Here is a 25,318-nt window from a genome sequence, read left to right as displayed (position 1 = left end):
ACCTGTGCAATTCCCGGCTGCACCTGTAACCCCGCCCCTTGAGTTAATCAGCACATCGCCCCTTGCACATACAACGAAAATATGAAGATTTTGACTAAACTATAGACGTAAATATTGGGGTGACAAACTTTTGACTTAGTTCAAAGTGGGGCGAGGTAGATATGGAACGAGTAACTTTTGGCTCAATGATGAGTAATATTGTAGTTATCGGTCTCGATGGGGAAATTAGAACCCTCGAACAAGGACAGTTGCCTAAACCAGGGGAACTAATTATTAACGAAGTTTCAGACACTTCAGAACTGGTCATTGAGCAAGTGACACCGCAAGGCAGTTCAATCAATGTAACTGGTGATATTACTGCGTTGATAGAAGCTATTGCAGCGGGACAAGACCCGACCCAACTAGGTCAAGAGTTTGAAACCGCAGCGGGCGAAGCAAATGGGTCTAGTCCTCAGACAACAGGGAATGTTGCGCGAACGGGGACAGAATTGCTCGCCAGTACCAACTTTGAGACAGTTGGCACTGAAGGAGCGGGGTTTTCAACCACTCAGATTCTAACTTTATTGGACATTCTCCCACCAACTCAGGCACCAGCTCCGACAGGAATTCCGATTCCAGTAACAATTACGGTGCAAGATATTTCAAGCCCTGCAGTAGATGAAGGGCAGCAAGTCTCTTTCGACGTTACCCTTAATCAACCAACGGAAGAAGAAACGACCATAGAGTTTACTCTTAATGATGGTTCTGCTGTAGGCGGGGCGGCGAGCGATGTTGGTGCAGATTATGTAAATACAACGGTTTTAATTACATTATCCGACGGAACCACCCAAGAAATTCAGGTGAATGATGATGGATCGTTCACTGTTTCTCTTCCGATCGGGGAAGAGTCTTTTACGGTTAGCTTGGATACCATTGATGATAATTTAGCGGAAGGTTCGGAAACATTCAGTTTGTCCGGTTCAACGCCAGATCAGCCTACTCCAGTTACGGGTGTTGCAACGATTACAGATGAGGCAGAGCAAGGGCCAGAAGATACGGTTACCGTGACCATGACCGGCCCGAATAGTGTTTCGGAAGGTGAAACTACTTCCGAATACACCGTGACACTGAGCGATCCGGCTCCAGTCGGTAGCATCGTGACTTTAGCTTATAGCTACACCACCGCGTCCGGTGATGACATCACTGAAACCACTCAAGCAGTGATTGGTGCCGATGGTGTGACCGCCACATTTACCATTGATACCGTGGACGATGTGTATGCAGAAGGCGATGAAGTATTCCGCGTCAGTGTGTCGGGCATTGTCGATAGCGACAGCAACCCTATCTTCGAAGCGTTGAACTTAGACAATGCCTTTGTCGATACCACCATCAGTGATGAAACCGACCCAGGGCCAGAAGATACGGTCACCGTCACCATGACAGGTCCAGCGAGTGTCGTGGAAGGCGACACCACCACAGAGTACACTGTGACACTGAGCGATCCAGCGCCTGTGGGCAGTATCGTCACGCTCGCTTATAGCTACACCACCGCGTCAGGTGATGACATCACCGAAACCACTCAAGCCATTATCGGTGCGGATGGTGTGACCGCCACATTTATCATCGATACGGTAGATGATGTTTACGCGGAAGGCGATGAAGTGTTCCGTGTCAGCGTATCGGGTATTGTCGATAGCGACAGCAATCCGATTTTTGAGGCACTAGATGTTTCAAATGCCTTTGTTGACACCACCATCAGCGATGAAACCGACCCAGGTCCAGAAGATACGGTTACCGTAACCATGACCGGTCCAGCGAATGTGGTGGAAGGCGACACCACCACGGAATACACCGTGACACTAAGCGATCCGGCGCCAGTCGGTAGCATCGTGACCTTAGCTTACAGCTACACCACGGCATCCGGTGATGACATCACTGAAACCACCCAAGCAGTGATTGGTGCCGATGGCGTAACTGCCACGTTTACCATCGATACGGTGGACGATGTTTACGCGGAAGGCGATGAAGTCTTCCGTGTTAGCGTATCAGGTATTGTGGATAGCGACAGCAATCCGATTTTTGAGGCACTAGATGTTTCAAATGCCTTTGTTGACACCACCATCAGCGATGAAACGGATCCGGGTCCAGAAGATACGGTCACCGTGACCATGATCGGTCCAGCGAATGTGGTGGAAGGTGACACCACCACGGAGTACACCGTGACGCTGAGCGATCCGGCGCCAGTCGGTAGTATCGTCACGTTAGCTTACAGCTACACCACCGCGTCAGGTGATGACATCACCGAAACCACTCAAGCGATTATTGGTGCGGATGGTGTGACGGCTACATTTACCATCGATACCGTGGACGATGTGTATGCCGAAGGCGATGAAGTGTTCCGTGTCAGCGTGTCAGGCATCGTCGATAGCGACAGTAATCCAATCTTTGAAGCACTGAATTTAGACAATGCGTTTGTCGATACCACCATCAGCGATGAAACCGCTCCGGGTCCGGAAGATACGGTTACCGTGACCATGACTGGTCCAGCGAGTGTCGTAGAAGGCGACACCACCACAGATTACACCGTGACACTGAGCGAACCGGCGCCAGTCGGTAGCATCGTCACGCTTGCTTACAGCTACACCACTGCATCCGGTGACGACATCACTGAAACCACTCAAGCGATTATTGGTGCGGATGGTGTGACGGCTACATTTACCATCGATACCGTGGACGATGTTTACGCGGAAGGCGATGAAGTGTTCCGCGTCAGCGTGTCGGGTATTGTCGATAGCGACAGCAATCCGATTTTTGAGGCACTAGATGTTTCAAATGCCTTTGTTGATACCACCATTAGCGATGAAACCGACCCAGGTCCAGAAGATACGGTTACGGTCACCATGACTGGTCCAGCGAATGTGGTGGAAGGCGACACCACCACAGACTACACCGTAACACTGAGCGATCCGGCGCCAGTCGGTAGTATCGTGACCTTAGCTTATAGCTACACCACTGCATCGGGTGATGACATCACTGAAACCGCTCAAGCGATTATTGGTGCGGATGGCGTAACCGCCACGTTTACCATCGATACGGTGGACGATGTGTATGCCGAAGGCGATGAAGTGTTCCGTGTCAGCGTGTCGGGTATTGTCGATAGCGACAGCAATCCTATCTTCGAAGCACTGAATTTAGACAATGCGTTCGTCGATACCACCATCAGCGATGAAACCGCTCCGGGTCCGGAAGATACGGTTACCGTGACCATGACTGGTCCAGCGAGTGTCGTAGAAGGCGACACCACCACGGAATACACCGTGACACTGAGCGAACCGGCTCCTGTGGGCAGTATCGTGACCTTAGCTTACAGCTACACCACTGCATCGGGTGATGACATCACCGAAACCACTCAAGCAGTGATTGGTGCCGATGGCGTAACCGCCACGTTTACCATTGATACGGTGGACGATGTGTATGCCGAAGGCGATGAAGTGTTCCGTGTCAGCGTATCGGGTATTGTCGATAGCGACAGCAATCCAATCTTTGAAGCGTTGAACCTCGATAATGCGTTCGTCGACACCACCATCAGCGATGAAACCGATCCGGGTCCAGAAGATACGGTTACGGTCACCATGACCGGTCCAGCGAATGTCGTAGAAGGTGACACCACCACGGAATACACCGTGACACTGAGCGATCCGGCTCCTGTGGGTAGCATTGTCACGCTCGCTTACAGCTATACTACTGCATCTGGTGATGACATCACCGAAACCACTCAAGCGATTATTGGGGCGGATGGCGTAACCGCCACGTTTACCATCGATACAGTGGACGATGTTTACGCGGAAGGCGATGAAGTGTTCCGCGTCAGCGTATCAGGCATTGTCGATAGCGACAGTAATCCAATCTTTGAAGCACTGAATTTAGACAATGCGTTTGTCGATACCACCATCAGCGATGAAACCGACCCAGGGCCAGAAGATACGGTTACGGTCACCATGACTGGTCCAGCGAATGTCGTAGAAGGTGACACCACCACAGACTACACCGTGACGCTGAGCGATCCAGCGCCAGTGGGTAGCATCGTCACGCTTGCTTATAGCTACACCACGGCATCCGGTGACGACATCACTGAAACCACCCAAGCGATTATTGGTGCCGATGGTGTGACCGCCACGTTTACCATCGATACGGTGGACGATGTGTATGCCGAAGGCGATGAAGTGTTCCGCGTCAGCGTGTCGGGTATTGTCGATAGCGACAGCAATCCGATTTTTGAAGCACTGAATCTAGACAATGCGTTTGTGAACACAAGTATTACTGATAACGACGCTCCTCCTTCTATTTCAAATGTTGTGAATGCAGTTGTTTCGGAAGAAGGTTTAGCTAATGGTATCCCTGATAATACCGGATCACCTTCAGACACCACTAACTCCGCAAGTTTCTCAGGAACATTCACAGTTGCCGATCCAGACACGGCGAATGTTTCAGTGGTATTGGCCGGCCCTAACAACCTAACATCAGGAGGGGAGCCTATATCGTGGACGTGGGACAACAGTACTCAAACGCTGACTGCGAAAACCGCTCACCTGAGCGTTGTTGCTACTGTTGTGCTGAGCGAGCCTTCAGCCTCAGGTCAAGGCTCTTGGGACTATACTATTACTCTGTTTGAGCCACTTGATCATCCTGTTAATGATGTGGAAGACATCATCAACTTTGATTTACAGATTTCTGTAAGTGATGGACAAACAACGACATCTCAAAGCTTAAATGTGGTCGTTGAAGACGATTGCCCATACGTGCCTGTGGTTGTTCAACCCGTTGATGTGTCGCTTACTGATGCACCAATCGTTCTGACAGGGCGTATAGATTTTGCAGGAAGTGAGGCAGATGCAACCAGTCGAACATTTGGGGACGTTGTTGTGACTGCAAACGGTTTTGTGTCTGACGAATCTGCGATGCTGGGAACAGCTGAAATCAATCAATCATCAGAAGGGATTGGCGTTAAAAGTTCTGGTAACAACGGCTTCCAGTTAGAAAACGAAGTCGATTATCGATTCGCGGGTAATGAGGGTGTATCAGAGCAGTTAATCATAGACTTAGGCAATAAAGTTGCTTATGGAGCAGAAATAGAATTTGAGAAAATGTTTGGTGGTGAACTTGAGAAAGGAATCGCATCTTTTTATAGAGATGGTGTATTAATTGCTCAGCAATCGTTCAGCTCTGACGCAAGCAGTGGTGATTACGCGGCGAATTTCAATGTTCAACAGGGGGGCTTTGATAAAATCATCCTAGAAGCGGCCAGTAATGGCAATGGCCCGGATACTGAAGACAACAGTGACTTTACCGTTAAATCAATAACCTTTACAGGTGCGTACTCCGGCGTGCCAATTGCTAGTGCGGATGGGAACCTCGGTGCTGTATATGGAGCTGATGGCCCTGGTTCTATAGTCTTAAATGGAGGCGAGGCTGGTTTAGAGACTCTAGATGGTCAAGACGTGTTGATATATGTCGACCCACAAAACTCTAATAGACTGATTGCAGAGGCTGATGGAGAGCTTGCATTCGAAGTTCAACTTACACCTAGCACTGGAAAATGGGAGTTCTTCCAATACTTGCCTTTGACCTCACCTTATGGCGATGGGGATATCGATTTTAACTACACGATTACTGATAATGATGGAGACAGTAAAACGGGGTACTTTTCTGTCAACCCTTACGCCCCACCAATCGTAGAAGGTGTAACACTAAACGTTTCTGAGGAAGGATTAAGCAACGCCATTGCTGATGACTCTGCTCTAAACGGCTTTGATGACACAACTGACTCGAGTTCTGATGTAGAACAATTGACGCTGGGTCAAACCGTTGATTCTGTTACGCTCAGTGAACCATCTACAGCTCTTACTAGTAACGGGATCTCTGTAACGTGGGCGTTATCAAATAACGACCAAATGCTTATCGGTTCAGCAAACGGTAAAGAGGTTATCAAAATATCAGTCAATGATACTGGAATGGTATCTACGGAGCTTCTTGGCCCAATTGATCACTCCAACGCATCTGGAGAAGACGCCTTAAATATTGAGGTGCCTGTGCTTGTCTCGAATGCTCGTGGTCTTACTAACTCCACAACGGTCAACGTTATTGTGGAAGATGACTCACCAGATTCTGCATCCATTATTCACGATGTAGTTGCAGAAACTAAAGAAAGTGCCAACGTTCAGCTCATAATGGATGTCTCGGGTTCTATGCGAACGGATAATCGCTTGCAGATAATGAAAGATTCGGCAACTCAGTTATTGAATCAATATGAGTCTATCGGTCAAACGCGAGTTCAAATTATTACTTATAGCAGTACAGCATCCACTTACGCTATAGGTGCTGCGACGTGGCTGACGGTCGACGAGGCCAAAGCGTATATTGAGACGCTAACTGCAGGTGGCGCGACTAACTATAACAACGCGCTAAATGAAGCAAAACAGTCGTGGGATGATGTAGGTAAGTTAACCAGTGCGTCGAATGTTAGTTACTTCTTGTCAGATGGTCAGCCAAACCCTGCGTCATCATTTATAAACGACGCTCGTGAGCAGAGTTGGATTGATCACCTAACCGATCCTGATAATCAGATAACAGCCCTAGCGTATGGTATGGGCGTTAATCTTATGCCGGAGCAATTAGATCGCGTAGCATATGATGGCTTCTTGAATCAAGATCTTGATGGTGTTGTGGTTCCTGACGTAACTCAATTACCTCCGGTTATGTTGCAGTCAGTGATTCAACCTGTTGGGGGGAACTTGATGTATACCACTTCTCCAGATACAGGTATTGGTGCAGATGGTGGTTATATTAGCGAAATAGAACATGACGGTGTCACTTATTCGTTTGATGGTACAGACCTAATAGTAACTGACAATAACGATGGTATTTCGCATGCATTTGACGACACAACGATGCAGCTTACTATCTATATCGACAGCAAACATACTCTGGAAATCGACCTAAACGATGGTGCGTATGCATTTTATGGCGCGGTGGGTGATACAGTTGAAACGTTAGACTTCGATTATGTATTGACGGATAACGATGGCGATCAAAGTGAGAATACCCTGCAATTCGTTATTGATGAAAACGGTGGAGTAAATGCTTCAAGTAATGGCTCTGCAAATATTATTGAAGCTGAAGTAGACGTAAGTCATGACATCTTGATCGGCAATGATAACGAGGCAGATATCTTTAAATGGGTCAACGACTCCTTGGATACAGGAACAGATCTAATTAGAGGCTTTGAGAGAGATTTGGACACCTTAGATCTGAGTGAAGTCGTCGAAGATGCAGGGCACAATACAATAGAAGAACTTCTTAATAGTATTGACTTGAACATTGATGGTGATGACTTGTCTCTAGAAATAACCCATAACGATGGAAACTCAATTCAAACTATCGTAATAGAAAACGGGGCGACAGAGTTTAGTGACTTAATCGTGGGGAATGCGGACTTTGAGAGAGATGTGTTATCCGCGCTAACTAAGGTTAACTTAGAGCCATAATGAAAAGGGCCAATAGGCCCTTTTCTTCTGCTTTGTCTTACTTATTCTTAGCCTAAAGCACTTTACAAGCAAAGCCTTTTAGGTAGAAACCTTCTGGGTATGCCGTATCGGTTGGGTGATCTGCGGCTTGTTCAAAGCGCTCAACAAATTTCACTTGGCGGTTTGCGTCTACCGCTGCGTCAGCAATGATTTTTTGGAACAAAACTTGGTCCATTAAGCCAGAGCAAGAGTAGGTCAGTAGCGTGCCACCAGGTTTTAGAATTTGCATCGCCAACATGTTGATGTCTTTATAACCACGACATGCGCCATTTAGTTGCGCTTTGCTTTCTGCAAACTTAGGTGGATCCATGATAACCACATCAAACTGAGTACCTTGGTCACGGTATTCACGAAGCAGTTTAAATACATCTGCGTTTAAGAAAACAGCGCGCTTTTTCGAGATATCAAACTCGTTCAGTTCTGCATTGTATTTTGCTGTGTCCAATGCTGGCTGAGATACATCCGCATTAATTACGCGTTTTGCGCCGCCTTTCAGTGCGTAAAGACCAAAGCCACCCGTGTAAGAGAAGCAGTTCAGTACTTCTTTATCTTTAACGTACTTCATCGCTTGTTGACGACTGTCACGCTGGTCTAGGTAGAAGCCTGTTTTATGTCCCCCTACAATGTCGACACTGATTTTTACGCCGTTTTCTTCGATGACGACAGATTTTGGAGGCTCTTCACCGTGCAATACGCCAGTGGTCTCTTTCAAACCTTCTTTCTTACGTACTGCTACGTCAGAACGTTCGTAGATATTGCAATCAGGGAAGCATTCAACCAATGCATCTACAATCGCTTGCTTGTTGTATTCTGCGCCTGCGCTGAGCAATTGACATACGAAGAAGTTTTGGTAGCGGTCAATCGTCACGCCCGGCAAGCCGTCAGATTCAGCGGCGATGAGTCGGTAACCTGTTAAACCATCACGTTCAATCACGTCTTCACGAAGAAGTTGAGCATTTTGAAAACGCTTCACGAAAAACGCTTTGTTGATTTCTTCTTTTTCAAAACTCCAAATACGAGCGCGGATTTGAGATTCTGGAGAATATGCCGCTTTTGCTAGCCATTTACCGTCGTGAGTGAACACATCAACTGTTTCGCCAAGAGCGGGTTCGCCCTCAACTTTACCGATGCCTCGAGAGAAGATCCAAGGGTGCTTGCGCTTAACCGATTTCTCACGACCTTTAACCAAATAGATAGCAGCTGTCATTTCATTTGCTCTTGTTGAATTTTGAAAGGGGCGTATTGTCCGGGATGTTGAGGGCAAAAGCAATATCCCTCAACAATCCAGTCATTTGCTAAACGGTCGGTATCGTTAGTCATTATCGTTGGCACAGCTGTTAGCAGGCATAAAAAAGGGCCACTTGCGTGACCCTGATTAACTGATATTTGGTTATGCTCTCAAACCTGTGAGGAGAGATTCCATCGTATCGCTTTGCTTACGCAACTGTTCGACGTTTTGCGAGGTCGTGCTGATCATATTGCACACATTATCTGCTTGAACTCGGATTTCTTCGACACTTGCGGCGATGTTATCTGCAACGACACCTTGTTCCTCAGCTGCAGTCGCAATTTGAATACTGCTGTCTGAGATGGTTTGGTTTTTATCGGCAAGCGAGCCAATCTCTTGGTTTACTTCTGCCATCAGGTTTTGACCTTCGTTGGCATTGTTTACCGTAACTTCCATAAGTTTGGTGAGGGATTGGCTGTTACGTTGTAATGATTCAATCATCGCTTGAATCTCAACGGTTGCTTGCTGAGTACGGCCTGCAAGAGCACGGACTTCATCAGCAACAACCGCAAAGCCACGACCTTGTTCACCTGCACGAGCCGCTTCAATTGCAGCGTTCAAGGCGAGTAAGTTAGTTTGCTCAGAGATGCCGTTGATTGTTGTCACGACTTCATCAATTTGCGCTGCATTTGCATCTAGCTCTTCAACCGCTTGAGAAGCAGATTGAATCTCATTCGACAGATTTGAAATCGAGTGAAGCGTGTTTTCGACTTTCACTTGGCCTGATTGAGCCACACTACGTGCATCATCCGTCTGTGTGCTTGAGTCGTGAGCCAGTGTCGCAACTTCACGAATCGTTGAAGCCATCTGCTCCGTTGCACTTGCAAGAGAGTTGAGGTGTTCTTGTTGCGTCGCAGAAATTTCAGAACTGTGGTGAATCGATTGATTCAAGTCCGAGCTGATTTGCTGCATAAGAGCGACAGACTCTTGGATAGATTGAACCATTTTTTGTTCACGCTCCGCGACTTTATCAATCGTGATGGCGATTTCACTGAACTCATCACGAACAGGGAAGAAATTCATCCGCGCGGTTAGGTCGCCATCAGCAAGCGTGTTTAGCGCCTTGTTCATGGTGAACATTGCGCCACCGATGAACGTCATGATGTAGTAAACACCCAACGCGAGAACAAACAAGCTCACGCAGATGATGCTCACTTGAGTCATTGATAGGGCAGTCCACAGAGAAAGCTCATGATTCGCAACCAAACTGAATGCGCCATTCAATACCGATACAGATTGCGGTCCTGTACCAATAGAGACCGTCTCTGAACCCGCAATAAGGTTGGCTACTTGAGCTTGAGAAAGATTGCCAGCCTCTATCAACCCTTTCATGAGCATCAACTCTTCCTGATACATACCTGAGATCAGAGAATTAGCCGCGCTATTGAGGACGAGAGTAAGAATGACTAGAGCAAGAAGAGGGAGAATGAAGAGCAAGTAGAACTTTTCTTGAATCTTTAAGTGAATGAGATACTTATCAATCCAGCGGAAAGGAATTTCTTTCATAATTATTATAACCATACGAAAACCCACTATCCTTAGTGGGGTGAATAAGACAAAACGAATATATCACTCAATAATCAGATGCGGTACAAAGATGAACGTAAAGTGTGAGAGATTTATAGTTAAAGGTCACGTTCAAGGGGTTGGCTTTCGTTACCATACTTCGCACCAAGGTTTAAAGTTTGGTTTAACGGGCTACGCGAAGAACTTGAACAATGGCGATGTAGAAGTGATGGCTTGTGGGCCTAAAGAGAAAATTGACCAGTTTTGTGAATGGTTACAAGAAGGTCCGCGGACGGCGACAGTAGAAAGCGTTACGCGAGAGAGCGTATCGTACAAACCATTCCGCGGATTTAAAATTCTATAATATTACAGGCACTTAGCTGGTTTAGGTAAACCTGCTAGCTTTGTGGCTTGTTTTGCTGGGCCTTTTTTGAACAGCTTGAACAAATATTTGCTGTTGCCTTTTTCTGGGCCGTGTGCCTTTTCCATTGCCTTGACAAGCATTCGCACTGCTGGAGAGGTATTAAACTCTTCATAAAACTCGCGCACAAAATGCACAACTTCTAAATGAGCATCAGTAAGTTCGATGTCTTCTTCTTTTGCTAAAAGCTCAATCATGCCTTCTTCCCACTGAGTATGATCCAGTAGGTAGCCTTGAGCATCAGTTTCAATTTCTTTGCCGTTGTAAACGAACATAACGTCTTATCCGTTAAGTGAACATGGATGTTTATAGATTAGCGCACACGTTAGGAAGTTCTCAACAAAAGAATCCTGAAGTCGTACTGAGCGAAGCAAAAGCATACAAAGTAGCAGGGCTTTAATGAATACTGATGATGTGTCCAAAACTCACTACTATGCAGAAAAATAATAAATTATTCAGCTTGTTAAAAATTTGCCGGGGGTAATACCAAGATGTTTGCATTTATATTCGGGTTTATTCATTTTCATTGTCGTTTTTTGATAGTCAGCTGTCTAATTAATGAAATTTTGTTTAAGGATGAATCGGTTACGACGTTGTGTTTATTCCTTTGGGTCGATATTCTCTGGGTTTGATAACCGACCTGTGCTCAGGTTAGAAACAAAACTCATGACAAGGAGTCAGTCATGTCGACACAACGTTACATTGAGATTAATGACAACGTAAAATCCACTTGGTCTATTGAGCGTATTTGGAAGCTTGCAGAATCTTTACCCGTAGAAGAAATTTCTATTGATGACATTAAAGGTCCGAATGAGGTGACCTGGTTTAGTGATGAAGGGCCGCAGCCAACCTGTCGTGAAATCGCGAAACATTGCCAACGCATCAACAATGCCGATGTATCGTATCCCGTGATCTTAACTAGTGACTACCGAGTCTTTGATGGTATGCACCGAATCGCCAAGCAAATCATGTTAGGAGAGGAAACGATCAAAGTGAAACGCTTTAGAGAAAATCCAGAAGCAGACGAAGTTATCGAGTTGTCTGTAGAGCAGGCGTAATACACTGAATTGCACTCAAAGAAAAAGCCCGAAGGAATTACCTTCGGGCTTTTTGATTTTACTTAACGAGAACCGATTAATCGTCGTTCATGATGCCTAGAATGCTTAGTAGGCTAGTGAACAAGTTAAGGATGTTTAGGTACATCGAAATTGTTGCACTGATGTAGTTTGTTTCTTCGCCACGAACGATACGACTTGTATCGAATAGGATGAAACCAGAGAACACGAGTGCAGAAACACTGCTGATTACTAGGTGAGCCATTGTTGAACCAACGAAGATGTTAATCAGCGCTGCAACGATCACAATGATCAAACCTGCCATCAGGAAGTTGCGCATGAAAGAGAAATCTTTCTTGCTTGAAATGGTGTAAGCCGATAGGCCAAGGAACACCATACCAGTCAAACCTAGAGCTTGAGCAATGATAGTAGGACCGTTTGGAATTGATGCGTAGTAGTTAAGCATAGGACCTAAAGCACCACCCATTAGAGTCGTGAAAACGAATGTCCAAACGATACCAGATGATGAGTTGATTGCCTTTGGCATAACAAAGAACAAAATACCAATCGCGGCAAGCTGCATCACAATCGCCATGATTGGTGAAATTTGCATTGCCATAGTCGCGACTGCTGCGATAGCACTGGTCATCAGTGTCATCGACAGTAGGAAGTAAGTGTTTTTCAGTACTTTGTTAGTTTCAAGTGTATTAGGAACACTTGTTGAACGAGTAAACATTGGACTGTTCATAATTATCCTCAATAAGGGAGTTTACTATTGGTACATTTATGGGGCTGAAAGTTCAAAAAATCAAGCCCTTTCCATGCATATCCTAGATAAAATGATAATGGAAATAAGATGTTATGTATGTGGCAACTTGTAACACAATATTACCACCAAGAATTTTTGCGTTGGTGCTCACAACGATTGGTGATGTAAATGACAAAAAGCACTGACTTCGTTCGAAATCAGTGCTTTTAAAGCGTTATCTGCGTTGATGATTAATGATGAAGGATTTGCGCTAAGAAGTTTTGCGTGCGATCCGATTGAGGATTCTCAAAGAAGTCGACCGGGTTGTTCTCTTCTATGATTTCTCCTGCGTCCATAAATATCACGCGATCGGCGACTTCTTTAGCAAAGCCCATTTCATGGGTTACACACAGCATGGTCATGCCTTCTTCCGCCAATTCGACCATAACGTCCAACACTTCACGCACCATTTCAGGGTCGAGCGCAGAGGTTGGCTCATCAAACAGCATGACTTTAGGACTCATACACAATGAACGGGCAATCGCTACACGCTGTTGCTGACCTCCAGATAACTGACCTGGGTATTTATCGGCTTGGTCTGGGATTTTAACGCGTTTGAGATATTTCATTGCAACCGCTTCTGCTTCCTCTTTCGGCATCTTTTTCACCCAAATTGGCGCAAGTGTACAGTTTTCCAAAACTGTTAAGTGTGGAAAGAGGTTAAAGTGTTGGAAGCACATTCCGACTTCACGTCGAACGGCTTCGATGTTTTTCAAGTCTTCCGTAAGCTCTGTTCCAGAAACAAAAATGCTGCCTGCTTGATGCTCTTCAAGGCGATTGATACAGCGAATCATGGTCGATTTCCCTGAACCTGAAGGGCCACAGATAACGATTTTTTCGCCTTTCTTTACATTTAAGTTGATGTTTTTTAGTACGTGAAACTCACCATACCATTTGTTCATGTCCTTCAACTGGATCATATAGTCTTGTTGTTGCGTCATAATACGTCCTTGATCTTGATGAGTTATCGTTTGTGACCGGTATGAAGTTTGTTTTCGAGCCATATTGAGTAACGTGACATACCAAAACAAAATACCCAGAACACTAACGCGACAAATACATAACTTTCGGTAGCAAAGCCGAGCCATTCGGGGTCGGTGTTTGCTGCTTGTCCAATACCGAGCACATCGAACATACCGATGATCAGTACCAGACTGGTGTCTTTAAATAGGCCAATGAATGTGTTTACGATGGAAGGAATGGTGATCTTAAGTGCCTGTGGCAAAATGATCAGGCCTGTTTTCTTCCAGTAACTCAAACCTAACGCATCGGCAGCTTCATATTGTCCTTTTGGAATGGCTTGCAAACCACCACGTACCACTTCTGCCATGTAAGCCGCGCTGAACATGACCACGCCAATTAAGGCACGAATAAGTTTGTCCGTCTCGGAACCTTCAGCTAAGAACAGCGGTAACATAACGGACGCCATGAATAGTACGGTAATCAGTGGAACGCCACGCCATACTTCAATGTAAATCGTACAGATGCTGCGTATGATGGGCATATCAGAGCGTCTACCTAGAGCCAGTGCGACACCGATCGGTAATGAAACCACAATACCAACAAGCGCGATGATCAGTGTGACCAACAATCCGCCCCATTTATGCGTTTCAACCACCTCCAAGCCAAACACGCCACCGTAGAGAAGCGCAGCAACGATAAACGGATAGATGTTGACAAAGAACAGCCAAATCCATAAACGTTTTGGTGTTTTTTCATAGGCAAGAAGCACAGTGAAAATCGCGAGCGTGATGTAAAACAGGCGAGGGCGCCAAAGTTCTGCTTCTGGGTAGAAGCCGTACATGAACTGCTCCCAGCGAACACTGATGAACACCCAGCATGCACCTTCTCGGCTACAGTCATCACGCGTTGAGCCTATCCAGTCAGCATTAATGAATGCCCAATCGACAATGTGCCAAAGCGCATTAAAAACGATATAAGCAAGAATAAGCGTGACAATGGAGTTGACTGGGCCATTAAACAAATTCTTGCGTAACCACCCAACCACGCCAACGGTATTTGATGGTGGCGGGAGATCGGGCTTAAATTGATGTGTACTCATATTATCTCTCCACCAGCGCAACTTTTCGGTTGTACAAGTTCATTAACGCAGACGTGAGCAAGCTCAGCGTTAGATAAACGCCCATTGTCATCGCGATGATCTCAATGGCTTGTCCTGTCTGGTTCAAGGTTGTACCAGCAAACACAGAAACCAGATCCGGATAACCAATAGCCATTGCCAACGAAGAGTTCTTCGTTAAGTTCAAGTATTGGCTTGTAAGTGGAGGAATGATGATTCTCAAAGCTTGAGGGATAACAACCAGCTTGAGCGTTTTAGCACGAGGCAAACCAAGTGACATCGCGGCCTCTGTTTGACCATGACTCACCGCGTTGATACCGGAGCGTACGATTTCCGCAATAAAGGCGGCGGTGTAAACACTTAACGCCAATAGCAAAGCTGCCAACTCAGGAATGATACTGATCCCACCTTTGAAGTTGAAACCTTTCAGTTCTGGGTATTCCAAAGAGATTGGCATACCGGAAACGAAGTAAACCAATAGAGGCAAACCAACAAGAAGCCCTAAACCAATTCGTCCCATCGGGGTTTGTTGGCCTGTTAGGCGTTGTTTGTTTCTAGCCCAAATAGAGATAGAGATCGTTGCGACAAGCCCGATAACAAACGCAGCAATTACAACCCCACTGCCTTCATTAAACACTGGTGCAGGGAAATAAAGCCCACGCACGTTTAAGAAGATAGCTTCGCCAAGGCTCAAACTTTGTCTTGCTGATGGTAATGCTTGCAGTACTGCGAAATACCAGAAAAAGATTTGCAGAAGAAGGGGGATATTTCGAAACGTCTCAATGTAAACCGCAGCTAAACGGCTAACCAACCAGTTTGTTGAGAGACGCGCTACACCCATCGTAAAACCAATCGCGGTGGCGAGAATAATACCCAACACAGAGACTAATGCTGTATTCAAAAGGCCCACGATAAACGTTCTGCCGTAAGAATACGTTTCGTTATACTCAATGAGAGTTAACCCGATACCAAAACCAGCTTCTTGGTTCAGGAAACCAAAGCCTGTCGCGATACCCCGAGCATCGAGGTTATTTAACGCATTGTTGATGATGGTATAAAAGAAAAATACCAGTGCAGCTATAGCAATGATCTGGAAAATAGCAGAACGAAAGGCAGGATTATAAATCAAGCTCTTGCTTCCGCTCGGTTTGGACATCGTACTTGGCGATGTATCTTTAGTCGGTTTCATACAGCGATAACCTCAAACCTTAGTTATAGATATCACTCTGTATAAATAAGTGGTTGTCCCTAAAGGCTTAACCTAGTGTTAGCTTGCAATAGATTTGTAGCGCGAGTTACTCGCCCAAACCCATATCATACTGACCAAGGCTTATTCCAGCCAATGAGCGATCCTTACTCATCCAGATTGATATATTCAAGAAAAAGGGCGGCATGAACCGCCCTGATTAACTCGTTTCTAACGGATTGGTGGCGCGTACATGAAGCCGCCGGCATTCCAAAGTGCGTTAACACCACGAGCGATCTCTAAAGGCGAACCTTTACCGACTGTGCGCTCAAAGCTTTCGCCGTAGTTACCCACTTGTTTGACGACTTGGTAACCCCAATCATCACGAATACCTAGGCCTTTACCTTTCGGACCATCAACACCCAAAATACGTTTGATGTTTGGATCTTGAGATTTTAACATCTCATCCGCATTCTTAGAGGTAATGCCGTATTCTTCCGCATTCACCATTGCTGCTAACGTCCACTTGGCGATGTTGAACCACTGATCGTCGCCTTGACGAACCACAGGGCCAAGTGGCTCTTTAGAAATGATTTCAGGTAGAACCGCCGCAGAAGAAGGATCTTTCAGATTCAAACGAAGTGCGTACAGACCAGATTGGTCAGTCGTTAGCACGTCACAGCGTCCGGCATCGAAACCTTTTGAGGTTTGCGCCGCCGTATCAAACACCACAGGTTTGTACGACATGCCACTGTTGCGGAAGTAATCCGCTAAGTTGAGTTCGGTTGTTGTACCTGACTGTACGCAAACTGACGCACCATCAAGCTCTTTAGCGCTAGAAATGCCAAGATCTTTCTTGACCATGAAACCTTGACCGTCATAGTAGTTAACGCCAACAAAGTTTAGGCCGAGCGCAGTATCTCGGTGTAATGTCCAGGTAGTGTTACGAGAAAGCACATCGATTTCACCCGATTGAAGTGCAGTGAAACGTTCTTTCGCGGTTAGGGGTACATATTTAACTTTCGTTTTATCCCCAAGAACGGCTGCAGCCAGTGCTTGGCAATATTCTACGTCGATACCTTCCCATTCACCTTTTGAGTTAGGGTTTGAGAAACCAGGTAGACCGGTACTTACGCCACAAGTAAGGAAACCTTGTTTTGTGACTTTGTCCAGAGTCGTGTCTGCTGCTTGTGCTGATGTCGCCATCATGGCAGTAGAAGCCGCTACGACGGAAGCAAGAATTGTTAGTTTGTTTGCCATTTGTATCCTTCCTGTATGATCCATGTTTAATCAGGAGTGACCTGAAATAACTTGTCCAATTTATTAGTATTTATTGTCCTACGTGGTTGATTTTCGAAAAAACGGCAATCGATAAATCAACCAGTTATAAGCGTAGGAAAGGATCTGTTAATTCTCAAATATATAATTTAAATAGAGTTTTGAGAGAACTTCCAAAGCTCCTTGAGAATTAGAATGACGAAATGTTAATTGTTTGTAAATAGTGCAAAACTCGGTCAATTTGGTGCATCAGAACAATCAATAGAAGAGTGAATAAAATGAGAGAATAAAAAGTTGTTATTAAATCTATCATTAGCCTAGCTCGACTGAGTTACGCAAAAATTTGAACAAAAATTATTTGTGATGTCGAAACAGGGTGATGTGTTTGCCCCATTTTTGGTAGCATGAGTAGCAATAGCAAATAAGAGTAATCATGGATTGAAATGCGATATTTTCCTCTGTTCTTAGATTTAGTGAATAAACCAGTACTTGTTGTTGGTGGTGGAGAAGTGGCGAGCCGTAAAGTGGAAGCGCTACTAAAGGCTGGGGCGAATGTCACCATTGTTTCTCCAACTTTGGTTGAGTTCTTATCAAGGCTTGCCGATGAGCACCAAATCCATTGGGTGCAACGCTTTTATTCAAGTGACCTTGTCACAAAACGTTTTGTTCAAGTATGGGCCACCACTGATAACCCAGAGTTGAATCACCAGGTGTATAAAAATGCCAAAGAGCTTGGCATTTTGGTCAACGTCGTAGACGACAAACCGTACTGTGACTTCATCACACCTTCAATGATCAACCGTGGCAGAATCCAGATTGCAATTTCAAGTGGCGGAGCGTCTCCGGTACTGATTCGCAATATTCGTGAAAAGCTTGAAGCGATTCTTCCTCAGAACATGGGCTTGATGGCCGAGTTTGCCAACTCGAAACGTAATTCGATCAAAGAAGCGTTACCAAGTGTCGATTTACGCCGTAAGTTCTGGGAGCAGTTCTTCTCGAATCCTGATGTTGAAAACGCGCGTAATAACCGCGAGCTTGAAACGATCTATCAGGCAACGATGGCAAACCCATTGGATGAGAAGGGCAGCTGTACTTGGATTCATCTCGGAAAAGACGTCGAAATGCTGCCAATCAAAGCTGTTCGCTACATGCAGCAAGCCGAACTCGCGCTGTATTCGACTAAGTGTGAATCAGACGCAATGGAGCTGGTAAGAAGAGATGCCGAACGTGAGGCCTTTTCAAATGCGGCAGAACTGTCTGATAAGTTAGCCAAAGCGAAAAAAGACAACTTACGTGTGTGCGTCTTCATTCCTCAAGGCACAAGCGAATTCATGTTGCTGCAAGGGCAAGATCTTGTGATTTAGTTTGTGGCGCTTTAGCAAAAACAACGCTCTCCAAAATACTGACAATAAAAAAGCGCCGACGAAAAATACGTCGGCGCTTTTATTTTGCTCCTTCTAACTGGTATCGAATACCAATTAGCAAAACATATTAATCACGGAAGTTGTTAAACTGGAACGGTTGGCCTAGCTCCGCTTCACGGATTGCAGCGATAGTTGCTTGCAGGTCATCACGTTTCTTACCAGTTACACGTACTTTGTCGCCCTGGATAGACGCTTGTACTTTTAGCTTCGCATCTTTGATTAGCTTAACCAGTTTTTTCGCTGTCGGTGTATCGATACCTTGGCGGAACAGGATGTTTTGATGCCAGTTTTTACCCGTTACTTCTGGGTTTTGAGCGTCCATTGCATTTGCATCAACATTACGTTTTGCCAAGTGGCCACGTAGGATGTCGCGCATTTGCTTAAGCTGGAAGTCACCTTCCGCAGACACTTTTACGTTTTCTTCTACTAGCTCAAAGCTCGCATTTACGTTGCGGAAATCGAAACGAGTAGACAGTTCACGGTTAGCGTTATCAACGGCGTTACGTAGTTCAACGGTATCGATTTCTGAAACAATATCAAACGATGGCATGAAGATTCCTTGATTATCTTGTTATATGGATGAATTACTTAGTGGATTTTACAGCTTCTGCCAGCATATCTAGCATCGTTACTGTATCGTCCCAACCTAAACAAGGGTCAGTAATTGATTGACCGTAAGTTAGGTTGTTAATGTCAGTCATTGGCTGGTTGCCTTCCATAATGAAGCTTTCCGCCATGATACCCGCAATGCGAGTGCTGCCTGACTTAATTTGAGTACAAATGTCACGTGCAACATCAAGCTGTTTTCGGTGCTGCTTCTGACAGTTTGCATGGCTGAAGTCTACAATAAGACGCTCAGGTAAACCAAACTCAGCAAGTGAATCACACGCTTGCTTCACAGACGCTTCGTCAAAGTTTGGACCTTTTTCGCCGCCACGCAAAATAATATGACCGAATGGGTTGCCACTTGTGCGGTACACCGTCATACGACCATTCTTATCTGGCGAGTAGAAGTAGTGTGAAGCTTGAGAAGCACGAATCGCATCAATCGCGATTTTCACATTACCGTTTGTGCCATTTTTAAAGCCAACAGGGCAAGATAGCGCTGATGCCATTTCACGGTGAATTTGAGATTCTGTCGTACGTGCGCCAATTGCGCCCCAAGTGATCAAATCCGCAATGTATTGGCCAGTGATCATATCAAGAAACTCAGTAGCAGTCGCAAGACCAAGCTTGTTGATATCCAGTAGCAGTTTACGAGCTTTGTGAAGGCCAGCTTCAAGCGCGTAAGAACCGTCTAGGTTAGGGTCGGTGATAAGACCTTTCCAACCAACTACTGTACGAGGCTTTTCAAAGTAAGTACGCATAACGATAAATAGCTCGTCTTTGTACTTATCTTGGATTTCACTCAGGCGTTTCGCGTAATCAATTGCGGCTTCAGTATCGTGAACAGAACATGGACCAACGATAGCAAGAAGGCGATCGTCTTCACCTGTTAAAATGTTTTCAATCTGACGACGAGATTGAGCGATGCGATCTGCAACGTCATCCGTGATCGGATGTACACTACCTAGCTCCGCTGGGGTAGGCATTGGACCCAAAGGTTGGGTTCTCAATTCATCTGTTTTTATAGGCATGTTATAGCTTTATTCTCTATTGCGAAGGGGTAAAGATAACGGAATTACAGGCAGGAATAAACCGTTTCACGGGAATCTTCCCCAGGAAATACCGAATTGTATACAAAGGTGTTGGTATTCATTTAAATGACTTATGTATAAATGACAAAACTTGATCATTAAATCAATATATATACATTTGAATTTATAACCTTTTCTTCTATCTCACCTTCGGTCAAGCGAGTTTAGTGCGACGAACCTCATGCTTCCTCTATTTGATAAAGGTGACGCTGTCACTAAAGTATGCTCAATAACTGTCTAGATCTAGCTTTTGTTAACATTTCTTTGACATCTATTTCGTTCGTTGATTAACTGGTCAGAGTAGTTTGGTAAGGAGACCAACATGTTATCAGCAGTACGTCGCGCAAATTTGTATCTCAATCTCTTTGGCTTTTCGAAAGTGCCTCTGATTTGGCTGTGTCACCCAAAAATTATCGCCATTGATAGTAAGCACGTTGAAGTGCGCATTCCACTTCGACGACGAACAAAGAATCACCTAAACAGTATGTATTTTGGTGCATTAGCCGTTGGTGCTGATGTGGCTGGTGGTTTTCTTGCGATGAGCAAAGCTCAGGAAAAAGGCGAGGCGATTTCTTTAGCATTTAAAGGAGTGAAAGCGGAGTTTTTAAAACGTCCAGAAGCGGATGTGCATTTCGTTTGTAATGACGGCCATGTCATTGATGAGATGCTAGACCATACCATTGCCACTGGAGAACGTGTTAATCGTGATGTGAAGATCATCGCACTGTGTCCGAGCCTACATGGGCAGGAGCCGATGGCAGAGTTTGCGCTTACTCTATCCATAAAAAAAGCAGCTCAACATACAAAGAAGGCTGCTTAATAGTTTGAATCCGTTTTTTAATTGAGCTCGATTTTCTCTATAGAGACTATTTTCGAACGGTTAAGCACGACTTTCCAACGGTAGTAAACGGGCGCATCAGTGTGGTTGTCTTCTTTGACGATCACATTGAGTAAATGACGTTTCTCTACAGACTCTTTGGTCACTTGCCCTTCATTTAGACGATAAACGCGGTTTGAGCTCTTATCCATTAGGCGGATGATCGGGCGTAAACTGATGTTCAACGTTTCTCGAGTCTGTTCGTAACCACTTAAAAAGAGCGACGTCGCCATTTCTGTTTTTTCATGGTAGTGAAGAATTTGTTCTTCTCTTTGAACGACGCGTTTTTTTCGAATCTGTTGAATCTTGTCTGGCAAGCTCGATAGCGTTTTATAATCAAGCCATTCTAATTTTTTACCGACGACTTTCTTCGTCGTCGGGTCGATGTACTTTTTACGCCACTTAGGTTTGCCTTTACGAATCCAACGCCACATTGCATCACGCAGATCATCTTTAAAAATTTCGCGTAAAGCATAGATAAAAGACATCGCTATTATGAAAGATGCGGAGATCTCGCCAAGGTAGTCTCGGGCTAGAATAACGGTCGATGTCACTACGACCATAACCAAGCCCGTCGCAATCCCTTTAATCGCTCGCTTGATGTTGTTACCCATGGAGATAGTTTGCTCACGTAAAACAATAGGGTGTTCAATCAGACGTCTTAACAAACGCATTTTGTTTGAAAGACGCGTCACGTCTTCAACCACGCGTGGAGAGTTGTATTTGTTTAGCTTGCGATGCGCTTGTTCTTTCTCACACAGAGTAATCAAACGCTGTTTAATGGTGCTGTAATCGCCTTCTCGAGGAAGATGAGCAACGAGAGACAAAAACTTTTGCTCGGTATACCACGACAAATAGTTATCAATATTAACGTAGTAACGCTTTAAGTTTTCTTCATAAGGGATAGAGCGTCTCAAGCGTTTTAAGATCTCAAGCGTCAACTCAATGACTTCGTCCACTTCATCTTCTGTAACGGAGTTGCTCTCGTGCTTATTCAAACTCGCCACTGCTTTATCTAATGCGATAACGTACTGGTAGGCGAATAAACTCAAACTTACGCGGTATTGCTGATTAGAAAGACGTCCGCGCTTCGCTAATCGGCTGTGAACAAGCGGCAATAGAATTTCTGTACTGTAATAAGCACGTTGCTGAGTGATAGAAGTGTAATAAAATTCGGATTCACTGATGATGTCGGCGTTTAAACCAAGCTCACCAGGCACAAAGAAGTAAATATCTAGGTCGACACTTTTGCTTTCTGCGAGCGCGTGGCTAATTTTTAATGTTACTGAGTCTTGTTTATCGACGGTGACCAAAGAAAGCTCCTGACTTTGCTAAAGCACTCTTGCCTTACGTAATGTAGTTGAGCGTGTAAGGTCGAGATTGCTAAGAGAGTGACTGGGGCAAATAGCCGAGCAGACAGCATAACAGAGAGGTTTGCTTTTCTCTCTGATTTTCTTGTTAGTTTAGGTATAATTCCGTGTAAATTTTAAGAGAGACAATATCAATGATTAAAATTGGTCAAATTAACAGCTTAGAAGTCATTAAAAAGGCTGATTTTGGCGTATTTCTGGATGGTGACGATTACGGCTCTGTTCTGCTGCCTAATAAACATGTACCTGAAGGCACTGAACTTGGCGATCACATCGAAGTATTTTTGTACTTTGACTCAGAAAGCCAACTTGCTGCGACCATTGACAAGCCAATCGCTCAAGTAGGCGAGTGGGGCTTGATGAAAATCGAAGGCATCAATCAAACGGGTGCATTCGTAAACTGGGGCATTAAAGAGAAAGACCTTCTTATCCCATTTAGTGAGCAACGAGCTCGCTTTACTGCGGGTCAAAACATTCTGGTTTATGTATACACCGATAAAGCGTCGGGACGTATTGTTGGTACGACGAAGTTCAACAAGTGGCTTGATAAAACGCCAGCAAACTACGAAGTAAACGAAGAAGTTGATCTGATTATCGCAGAACGAAGCCAACTTGGTTACAAAGCGATTGTAAACGGCAAACACTGGGGCATGATTTTCCCTTCTGATGTGTTTGGTAAGCTGTTTATCGGTAAAAAACTGAAAGGTTACATCAAGCAAGTCCGTGAAGATGGCAAAATTGACTTATCTCTACAAAAAGTCGGCGTGGCGAAGATGGATGATCTTTCAAGCAAGATTATTGATCTCTTGGAGAAGAAGGGCGGTTTCCTTCCTCTGAACGATAAGTCTTCGCCAGAAGCGATTTTTGATGCTTTCCGTACAAGTAAAGGCACGTACAAAAAGACCATCGGCGGTTTGTACAAGCAAGGTAAGATTGTTATTGAGAAAGACGGTATCCGTCTCGCTTAACTTATCTGCTTAAACGCTAGAAAGCAGCCAAAAAAACGGCCCAAACTCTTCCATTTTTTGGGCCTAGGGGAAACGGCTCTACAGAGCCTGCGCTAAACTTTCGTCAACCATTTATTGGGTGGTTAACGTAGAGAGAAATGCCGTATCAAAGCGTTACTTTGATATCTTCAGTTTAGTACAGCGAGCTTGAATCGCTAGCAGCCCTACGAGCTTTCATACTTACGAACTAAAAAGCCATCGCAAATACGATGGCTTTTCATTTATTTATGGTTCGTCATTTCTTTAAAATAAGTTCTTATCTCGTACTAACTCACGAGGAAGACCATTTTTAATGCGGTTACTGACCCACTTACCTAAACCGATAATCGCACCTTGGTACTTAACTAGCACTTCGCCTTTACCTGTTTTCAATCCTTCTGGAATGATTTGAGGACGAACATCACGGCCCATGTACCATTCACGTGCTTCTTCAATCGTTAGCTCAATAGCGTTGCTTTCAGCACCCGTCGCTAGTGCGGTCGCGACTTGGTGTTGCCAACGGTAGCCATTTTTATGTGCTTCAGCGATTTTAATGCCCATGCGAGAAAAACGTAATTCGCCAATCATAGGCTCAAGCGCATCTGGGAATAGCCAAACGTCTTTATCTCGGAGCCAAACCGTACTTTCGGAAGGTAACTCAATATCCAATGCGTTGTGTAGTTGCTTTGAAATCTCTTCTGATTCTTTCTTCGACGCTTTTACGAACGGGAATTTGCCCATGCGCTTTTTCACTTGTGGCGCCTCTACAGAATGGTGTTTGCGAATACGCGCAACAAAGAAGCCTTCACAGTCATAAATCTGAGGGAAGATGTGTAAGAAACCTTCTTCTGTTAATGCGGCGTTTGCATTTTCAAATAATCCATCCAGACTCTCAAACTCAACCGCGTCACCAAAGGTTTCTTTTAAGTGATGGCAAACTTGCTGGTTTTCCTCGGTACTTAACGTACACGTTGAGTAAACTAACACGCCACCTGGCTTAAGTGCGTGGAATGCGCTTTCAATGAGATCTTTTTGCGTATCTGCGATTTCTAGAACGGACGCTTGTGTCCAGTTCTTCATGGCATCTTCATCTTTACGAACTGTGCCTTCGCCAGAACAAGGGGCATCAAGCAATACCGCATCAAATTGTTCAGGTAACCAACCACCAAAAACGCGGCCATCAAAGTTGCTCAAAGCGGCATTGCGCACACCACAGCGTTCGATGTTGGCATGCAGAACTTTTACGCGGCTTGCCGCGTACTCGTTCGCGACAAGTACACCTTCATTTTTCATTAGTGCGGCGATCTGCGTGGTTTTTGAACCTGGTGCAGCAGCGGTGTCTAGTACCGCATCGTAAGATTCGTCATTCATGAATAGGGCAGATACCGGCATCATCGAGCTGGCTTCTTGAATGTAGAATAAGCCAGACATGTGTTCTGCTGTGTTGCCTAATGGTACAACCGACTCGTCGGCTTCAATCCAAAAACCAGTGTCACACCAAGGGACGGGTGATAATGTCCATCCTTTGTCGTCCGCGCGCTTAACAAAGTCTTCCACACTCATTTTGAGCGTGTTTACGCGGATACTTTTGCGAAGAGGCCTTTGACATGCAGAGATGAAATCTTCCATGTTGAGGTTCGCAGGAAGGATAGTTTGGATTTTTTCCAGAAACGCGTCTGGGATGTAAACATTAGGATGCAATGTGGAATCTCGTTTGCAGAATTTGTCGCAAATAATATACGAAAGCGACGCAGAAACGAATAGTGACAAGGTTAACGAC

18 protein-coding genes are annotated in these 25,318 nt (G+C 45.0%); 6 read left to right on the top strand and 12 right to left on the bottom strand.

Going from position 1 to position 25,318, the window contains the following annotated elements; all coding sequences use genetic code 11:
• Positions 1–161: 161 nt before the first annotated feature.
• Positions 162–7,523 carry a VWA domain-containing protein gene (locus ACF8EG_RS19705; RefSeq protein WP_392419693.1) on the top strand — a complete coding sequence of 2,454 codons (7,362 nt, stop codon included), beginning with the start codon at positions 162–164 and terminating at the stop codon, positions 7,521–7,523.
• Between the two features lie 52 nt (positions 7,524–7,575).
• Here ACF8EG_RS19705 and ACF8EG_RS19700 read toward each other — a convergent pair whose 3' ends face one another.
• Positions 7,576–8,769, bottom strand: a complete 1,194-nt coding sequence (locus ACF8EG_RS19700) for a class I SAM-dependent methyltransferase (RefSeq protein ID WP_025533725.1) — start codon at positions 8,767–8,769, stop codon at positions 7,576–7,578.
• Between the two features lie 183 nt (positions 8,770–8,952).
• Positions 8,953–10,356 (bottom strand): methyl-accepting chemotaxis protein, encoded by a 1,404-nt coding sequence (locus ACF8EG_RS19695; protein ID WP_005490568.1) that lies wholly within the window; start codon positions 10,354–10,356, stop codon positions 8,953–8,955.
• A gap of 91 nt (positions 10,357–10,447) precedes the next feature.
• Between ACF8EG_RS19695 and yccX the strand changes: the two genes are divergently transcribed.
• On the top strand, positions 10,448–10,720 hold the full coding sequence (gene yccX, locus ACF8EG_RS19690) for an acylphosphatase (protein ID WP_021822802.1): 273 nt from the start codon (positions 10,448–10,450) through the stop codon (positions 10,718–10,720).
• 2 nt (positions 10,721–10,722) lie between these two features.
• Here yccX and ACF8EG_RS19685 read toward each other — a convergent pair whose 3' ends face one another.
• Positions 10,723–11,052: a TusE/DsrC/DsvC family sulfur relay protein gene (locus ACF8EG_RS19685; protein ID WP_015296771.1), complete on the bottom strand. Its 330-nt coding sequence runs from the start codon at positions 11,050–11,052 to the stop codon at positions 10,723–10,725.
• Positions 11,053–11,460: 408 nt separating this feature from the next.
• Here ACF8EG_RS19685 and ACF8EG_RS19680 point away from each other — a divergent pair, with 408 nt between their 5' ends.
• Entirely contained in the window at positions 11,461–11,835 is a 375-nt protein-coding gene (locus tag ACF8EG_RS19680; RefSeq protein WP_020840603.1) for a chromosome partitioning protein ParB, read from the top strand.
• A 76-nt stretch (positions 11,836–11,911) separates the two neighbouring features.
• Here ACF8EG_RS19680 and ACF8EG_RS19675 read toward each other — a convergent pair whose 3' ends face one another.
• From ACF8EG_RS19675 to ACF8EG_RS19655, 5 genes are all read right to left on the bottom strand, one after another.
• Positions 11,912–12,580: a Bax inhibitor-1/YccA family protein gene (locus ACF8EG_RS19675; RefSeq protein ID WP_005494926.1), complete on the bottom strand. Its 669-nt coding sequence runs from the start codon at positions 12,578–12,580 to the stop codon at positions 11,912–11,914.
• Between the two features lie 251 nt (positions 12,581–12,831).
• Entirely contained in the window at positions 12,832–13,581 is a 750-nt protein-coding gene (locus ACF8EG_RS19670; RefSeq protein WP_005457131.1) for an amino acid ABC transporter ATP-binding protein, read from the bottom strand.
• A gap of 23 nt (positions 13,582–13,604) precedes the next feature.
• Positions 13,605–14,702 carry an amino acid ABC transporter permease gene (locus ACF8EG_RS19665; RefSeq protein WP_042780173.1) on the bottom strand — a complete coding sequence of 366 codons (1,098 nt, stop codon included), beginning with the start codon at positions 14,700–14,702 and terminating at the stop codon, positions 13,605–13,607.
• A gap of 1 nt (position 14,703) precedes the next feature.
• Positions 14,704–15,909, bottom strand: a complete 1,206-nt coding sequence (locus ACF8EG_RS19660) for an amino acid ABC transporter permease (protein WP_025611085.1) — start codon at positions 15,907–15,909, stop codon at positions 14,704–14,706.
• Between the two features lie 228 nt (positions 15,910–16,137).
• Complete coding sequence (locus ACF8EG_RS19655; protein WP_005457119.1) at positions 16,138–17,166, bottom strand: amino acid ABC transporter substrate-binding protein; 1,029 nt, start codon at positions 17,164–17,166, stop codon at positions 16,138–16,140.
• Between the two features lie 461 nt (positions 17,167–17,627).
• Here ACF8EG_RS19655 and ACF8EG_RS19650 point away from each other — a divergent pair, with 461 nt between their 5' ends.
• Complete coding sequence (locus tag ACF8EG_RS19650) at positions 17,628–18,548, top strand: bifunctional precorrin-2 dehydrogenase/sirohydrochlorin ferrochelatase (RefSeq protein WP_015296766.1); 921 nt, start codon at positions 17,628–17,630, stop codon at positions 18,546–18,548.
• A gap of 127 nt (positions 18,549–18,675) precedes the next feature.
• Here ACF8EG_RS19650 and ACF8EG_RS19645 read toward each other — a convergent pair whose 3' ends face one another.
• Complete coding sequence (locus tag ACF8EG_RS19645; RefSeq protein WP_005457116.1) at positions 18,676–19,158, bottom strand: YajQ family cyclic di-GMP-binding protein; 483 nt, start codon at positions 19,156–19,158, stop codon at positions 18,676–18,678.
• A gap of 34 nt (positions 19,159–19,192) precedes the next feature.
• Entirely contained in the window at positions 19,193–20,245 is a 1,053-nt protein-coding gene (locus ACF8EG_RS19640; protein ID WP_021822869.1) for a 3-deoxy-7-phosphoheptulonate synthase, read from the bottom strand.
• 382 nt (positions 20,246–20,627) lie between these two features.
• Between ACF8EG_RS19640 and ACF8EG_RS19635 the strand changes: the two genes are divergently transcribed.
• Positions 20,628–21,125, top strand: a complete 498-nt coding sequence (locus ACF8EG_RS19635) for a DUF4442 domain-containing protein (RefSeq protein WP_005457113.1) — start codon at positions 20,628–20,630, stop codon at positions 21,123–21,125.
• 17 nt (positions 21,126–21,142) lie between these two features.
• Here ACF8EG_RS19635 and ACF8EG_RS19630 read toward each other — a convergent pair whose 3' ends face one another.
• Positions 21,143–22,495 (bottom strand): hypothetical protein, encoded by a 1,353-nt coding sequence (locus tag ACF8EG_RS19630; protein WP_005457111.1) that lies wholly within the window; start codon positions 22,493–22,495, stop codon positions 21,143–21,145.
• A gap of 191 nt (positions 22,496–22,686) precedes the next feature.
• On the opposite strand from ACF8EG_RS19630, the gene ACF8EG_RS19625 reads away from it, so the two are divergent.
• Positions 22,687–23,520, top strand: coding sequence for a S1 RNA-binding domain-containing protein (locus tag ACF8EG_RS19625; RefSeq protein WP_005457108.1), 834 nt, complete (start codon positions 22,687–22,689; stop codon positions 23,518–23,520).
• Positions 23,521–23,802: 282 nt separating this feature from the next.
• Here the strand turns inward: ACF8EG_RS19625 and rsmF are convergent, their stop codons facing one another.
• Positions 23,803–25,239, bottom strand: coding sequence for a 16S rRNA (cytosine(1407)-C(5))-methyltransferase RsmF (gene rsmF, locus ACF8EG_RS19620; RefSeq protein WP_069507014.1), 1,437 nt, complete (start codon positions 25,237–25,239; stop codon positions 23,803–23,805).
• Positions 25,240–25,318: the final 79 nt, after the last annotated feature.

Source organism: Vibrio sp. YQ_11 (assembly GCF_043103065.1).
Lineage (GTDB): Bacteria > Pseudomonadota > Gammaproteobacteria > Enterobacterales > Vibrionaceae > Vibrio > Vibrio parahaemolyticus.
The sequence above is the reverse complement of the archived record's forward strand: the minus strand, read 5'-3'. Positions and strand labels throughout refer to the sequence as shown.

Excerpts from the sequence above, each read along its gene's own strand:
- ACF8EG_RS19705 (WP_392419693.1), top strand. The coding sequence starts at position 162 with ATGGAACGAGTAACTTTTGGCTCAATGATGAGTAATATTGTAGTTATC.
- ACF8EG_RS19700 (WP_025533725.1), bottom strand. The coding sequence starts at position 8,769 with ATGACAGCTGCTATCTATTTGGTTAAAGGTCGTGAGAAATCGGTTAAG.
- ACF8EG_RS19695 (WP_005490568.1), bottom strand. The coding sequence starts at position 10,356 with ATGAAAGAAATTCCTTTCCGCTGGATTGATAAGTATCTCATTCACTTA.
- yccX (WP_021822802.1), top strand. The coding sequence starts at position 10,448 with ATGAACGTAAAGTGTGAGAGATTTATAGTTAAAGGTCACGTTCAAGGG.
- ACF8EG_RS19685 (WP_015296771.1), bottom strand. The coding sequence starts at position 11,052 with ATGTTCGTTTACAACGGCAAAGAAATTGAAACTGATGCTCAAGGCTAC.
- ACF8EG_RS19680 (WP_020840603.1), top strand. The coding sequence starts at position 11,461 with ATGTCGACACAACGTTACATTGAGATTAATGACAACGTAAAATCCACT.
- ACF8EG_RS19675 (WP_005494926.1), bottom strand. The coding sequence starts at position 12,580 with ATGAACAGTCCAATGTTTACTCGTTCAACAAGTGTTCCTAATACACTT.
- ACF8EG_RS19670 (WP_005457131.1), bottom strand. The coding sequence starts at position 13,581 with ATGACGCAACAACAAGACTATATGATCCAGTTGAAGGACATGAACAAA.
- ACF8EG_RS19665 (WP_042780173.1), bottom strand. The coding sequence starts at position 14,702 with ATGAGTACACATCAATTTAAGCCCGATCTCCCGCCACCATCAAATACC.
- ACF8EG_RS19660 (WP_025611085.1), bottom strand. The coding sequence starts at position 15,909 with ATGAAACCGACTAAAGATACATCGCCAAGTACGATGTCCAAACCGAGC.
- ACF8EG_RS19655 (WP_005457119.1), bottom strand. The coding sequence starts at position 17,166 with ATGGCAAACAAACTAACAATTCTTGCTTCCGTCGTAGCGGCTTCTACT.
- ACF8EG_RS19650 (WP_015296766.1), top strand. The coding sequence starts at position 17,628 with ATGCGATATTTTCCTCTGTTCTTAGATTTAGTGAATAAACCAGTACTT.
- ACF8EG_RS19645 (WP_005457116.1), bottom strand. The coding sequence starts at position 19,158 with ATGCCATCGTTTGATATTGTTTCAGAAATCGATACCGTTGAACTACGT.
- ACF8EG_RS19640 (WP_021822869.1), bottom strand. The coding sequence starts at position 20,245 with ATGCCTATAAAAACAGATGAATTGAGAACCCAACCTTTGGGTCCAATG.
- ACF8EG_RS19635 (WP_005457113.1), top strand. The coding sequence starts at position 20,628 with ATGTTATCAGCAGTACGTCGCGCAAATTTGTATCTCAATCTCTTTGGC.
- ACF8EG_RS19625 (WP_005457108.1), top strand. The coding sequence starts at position 22,687 with ATGATTAAAATTGGTCAAATTAACAGCTTAGAAGTCATTAAAAAGGCT.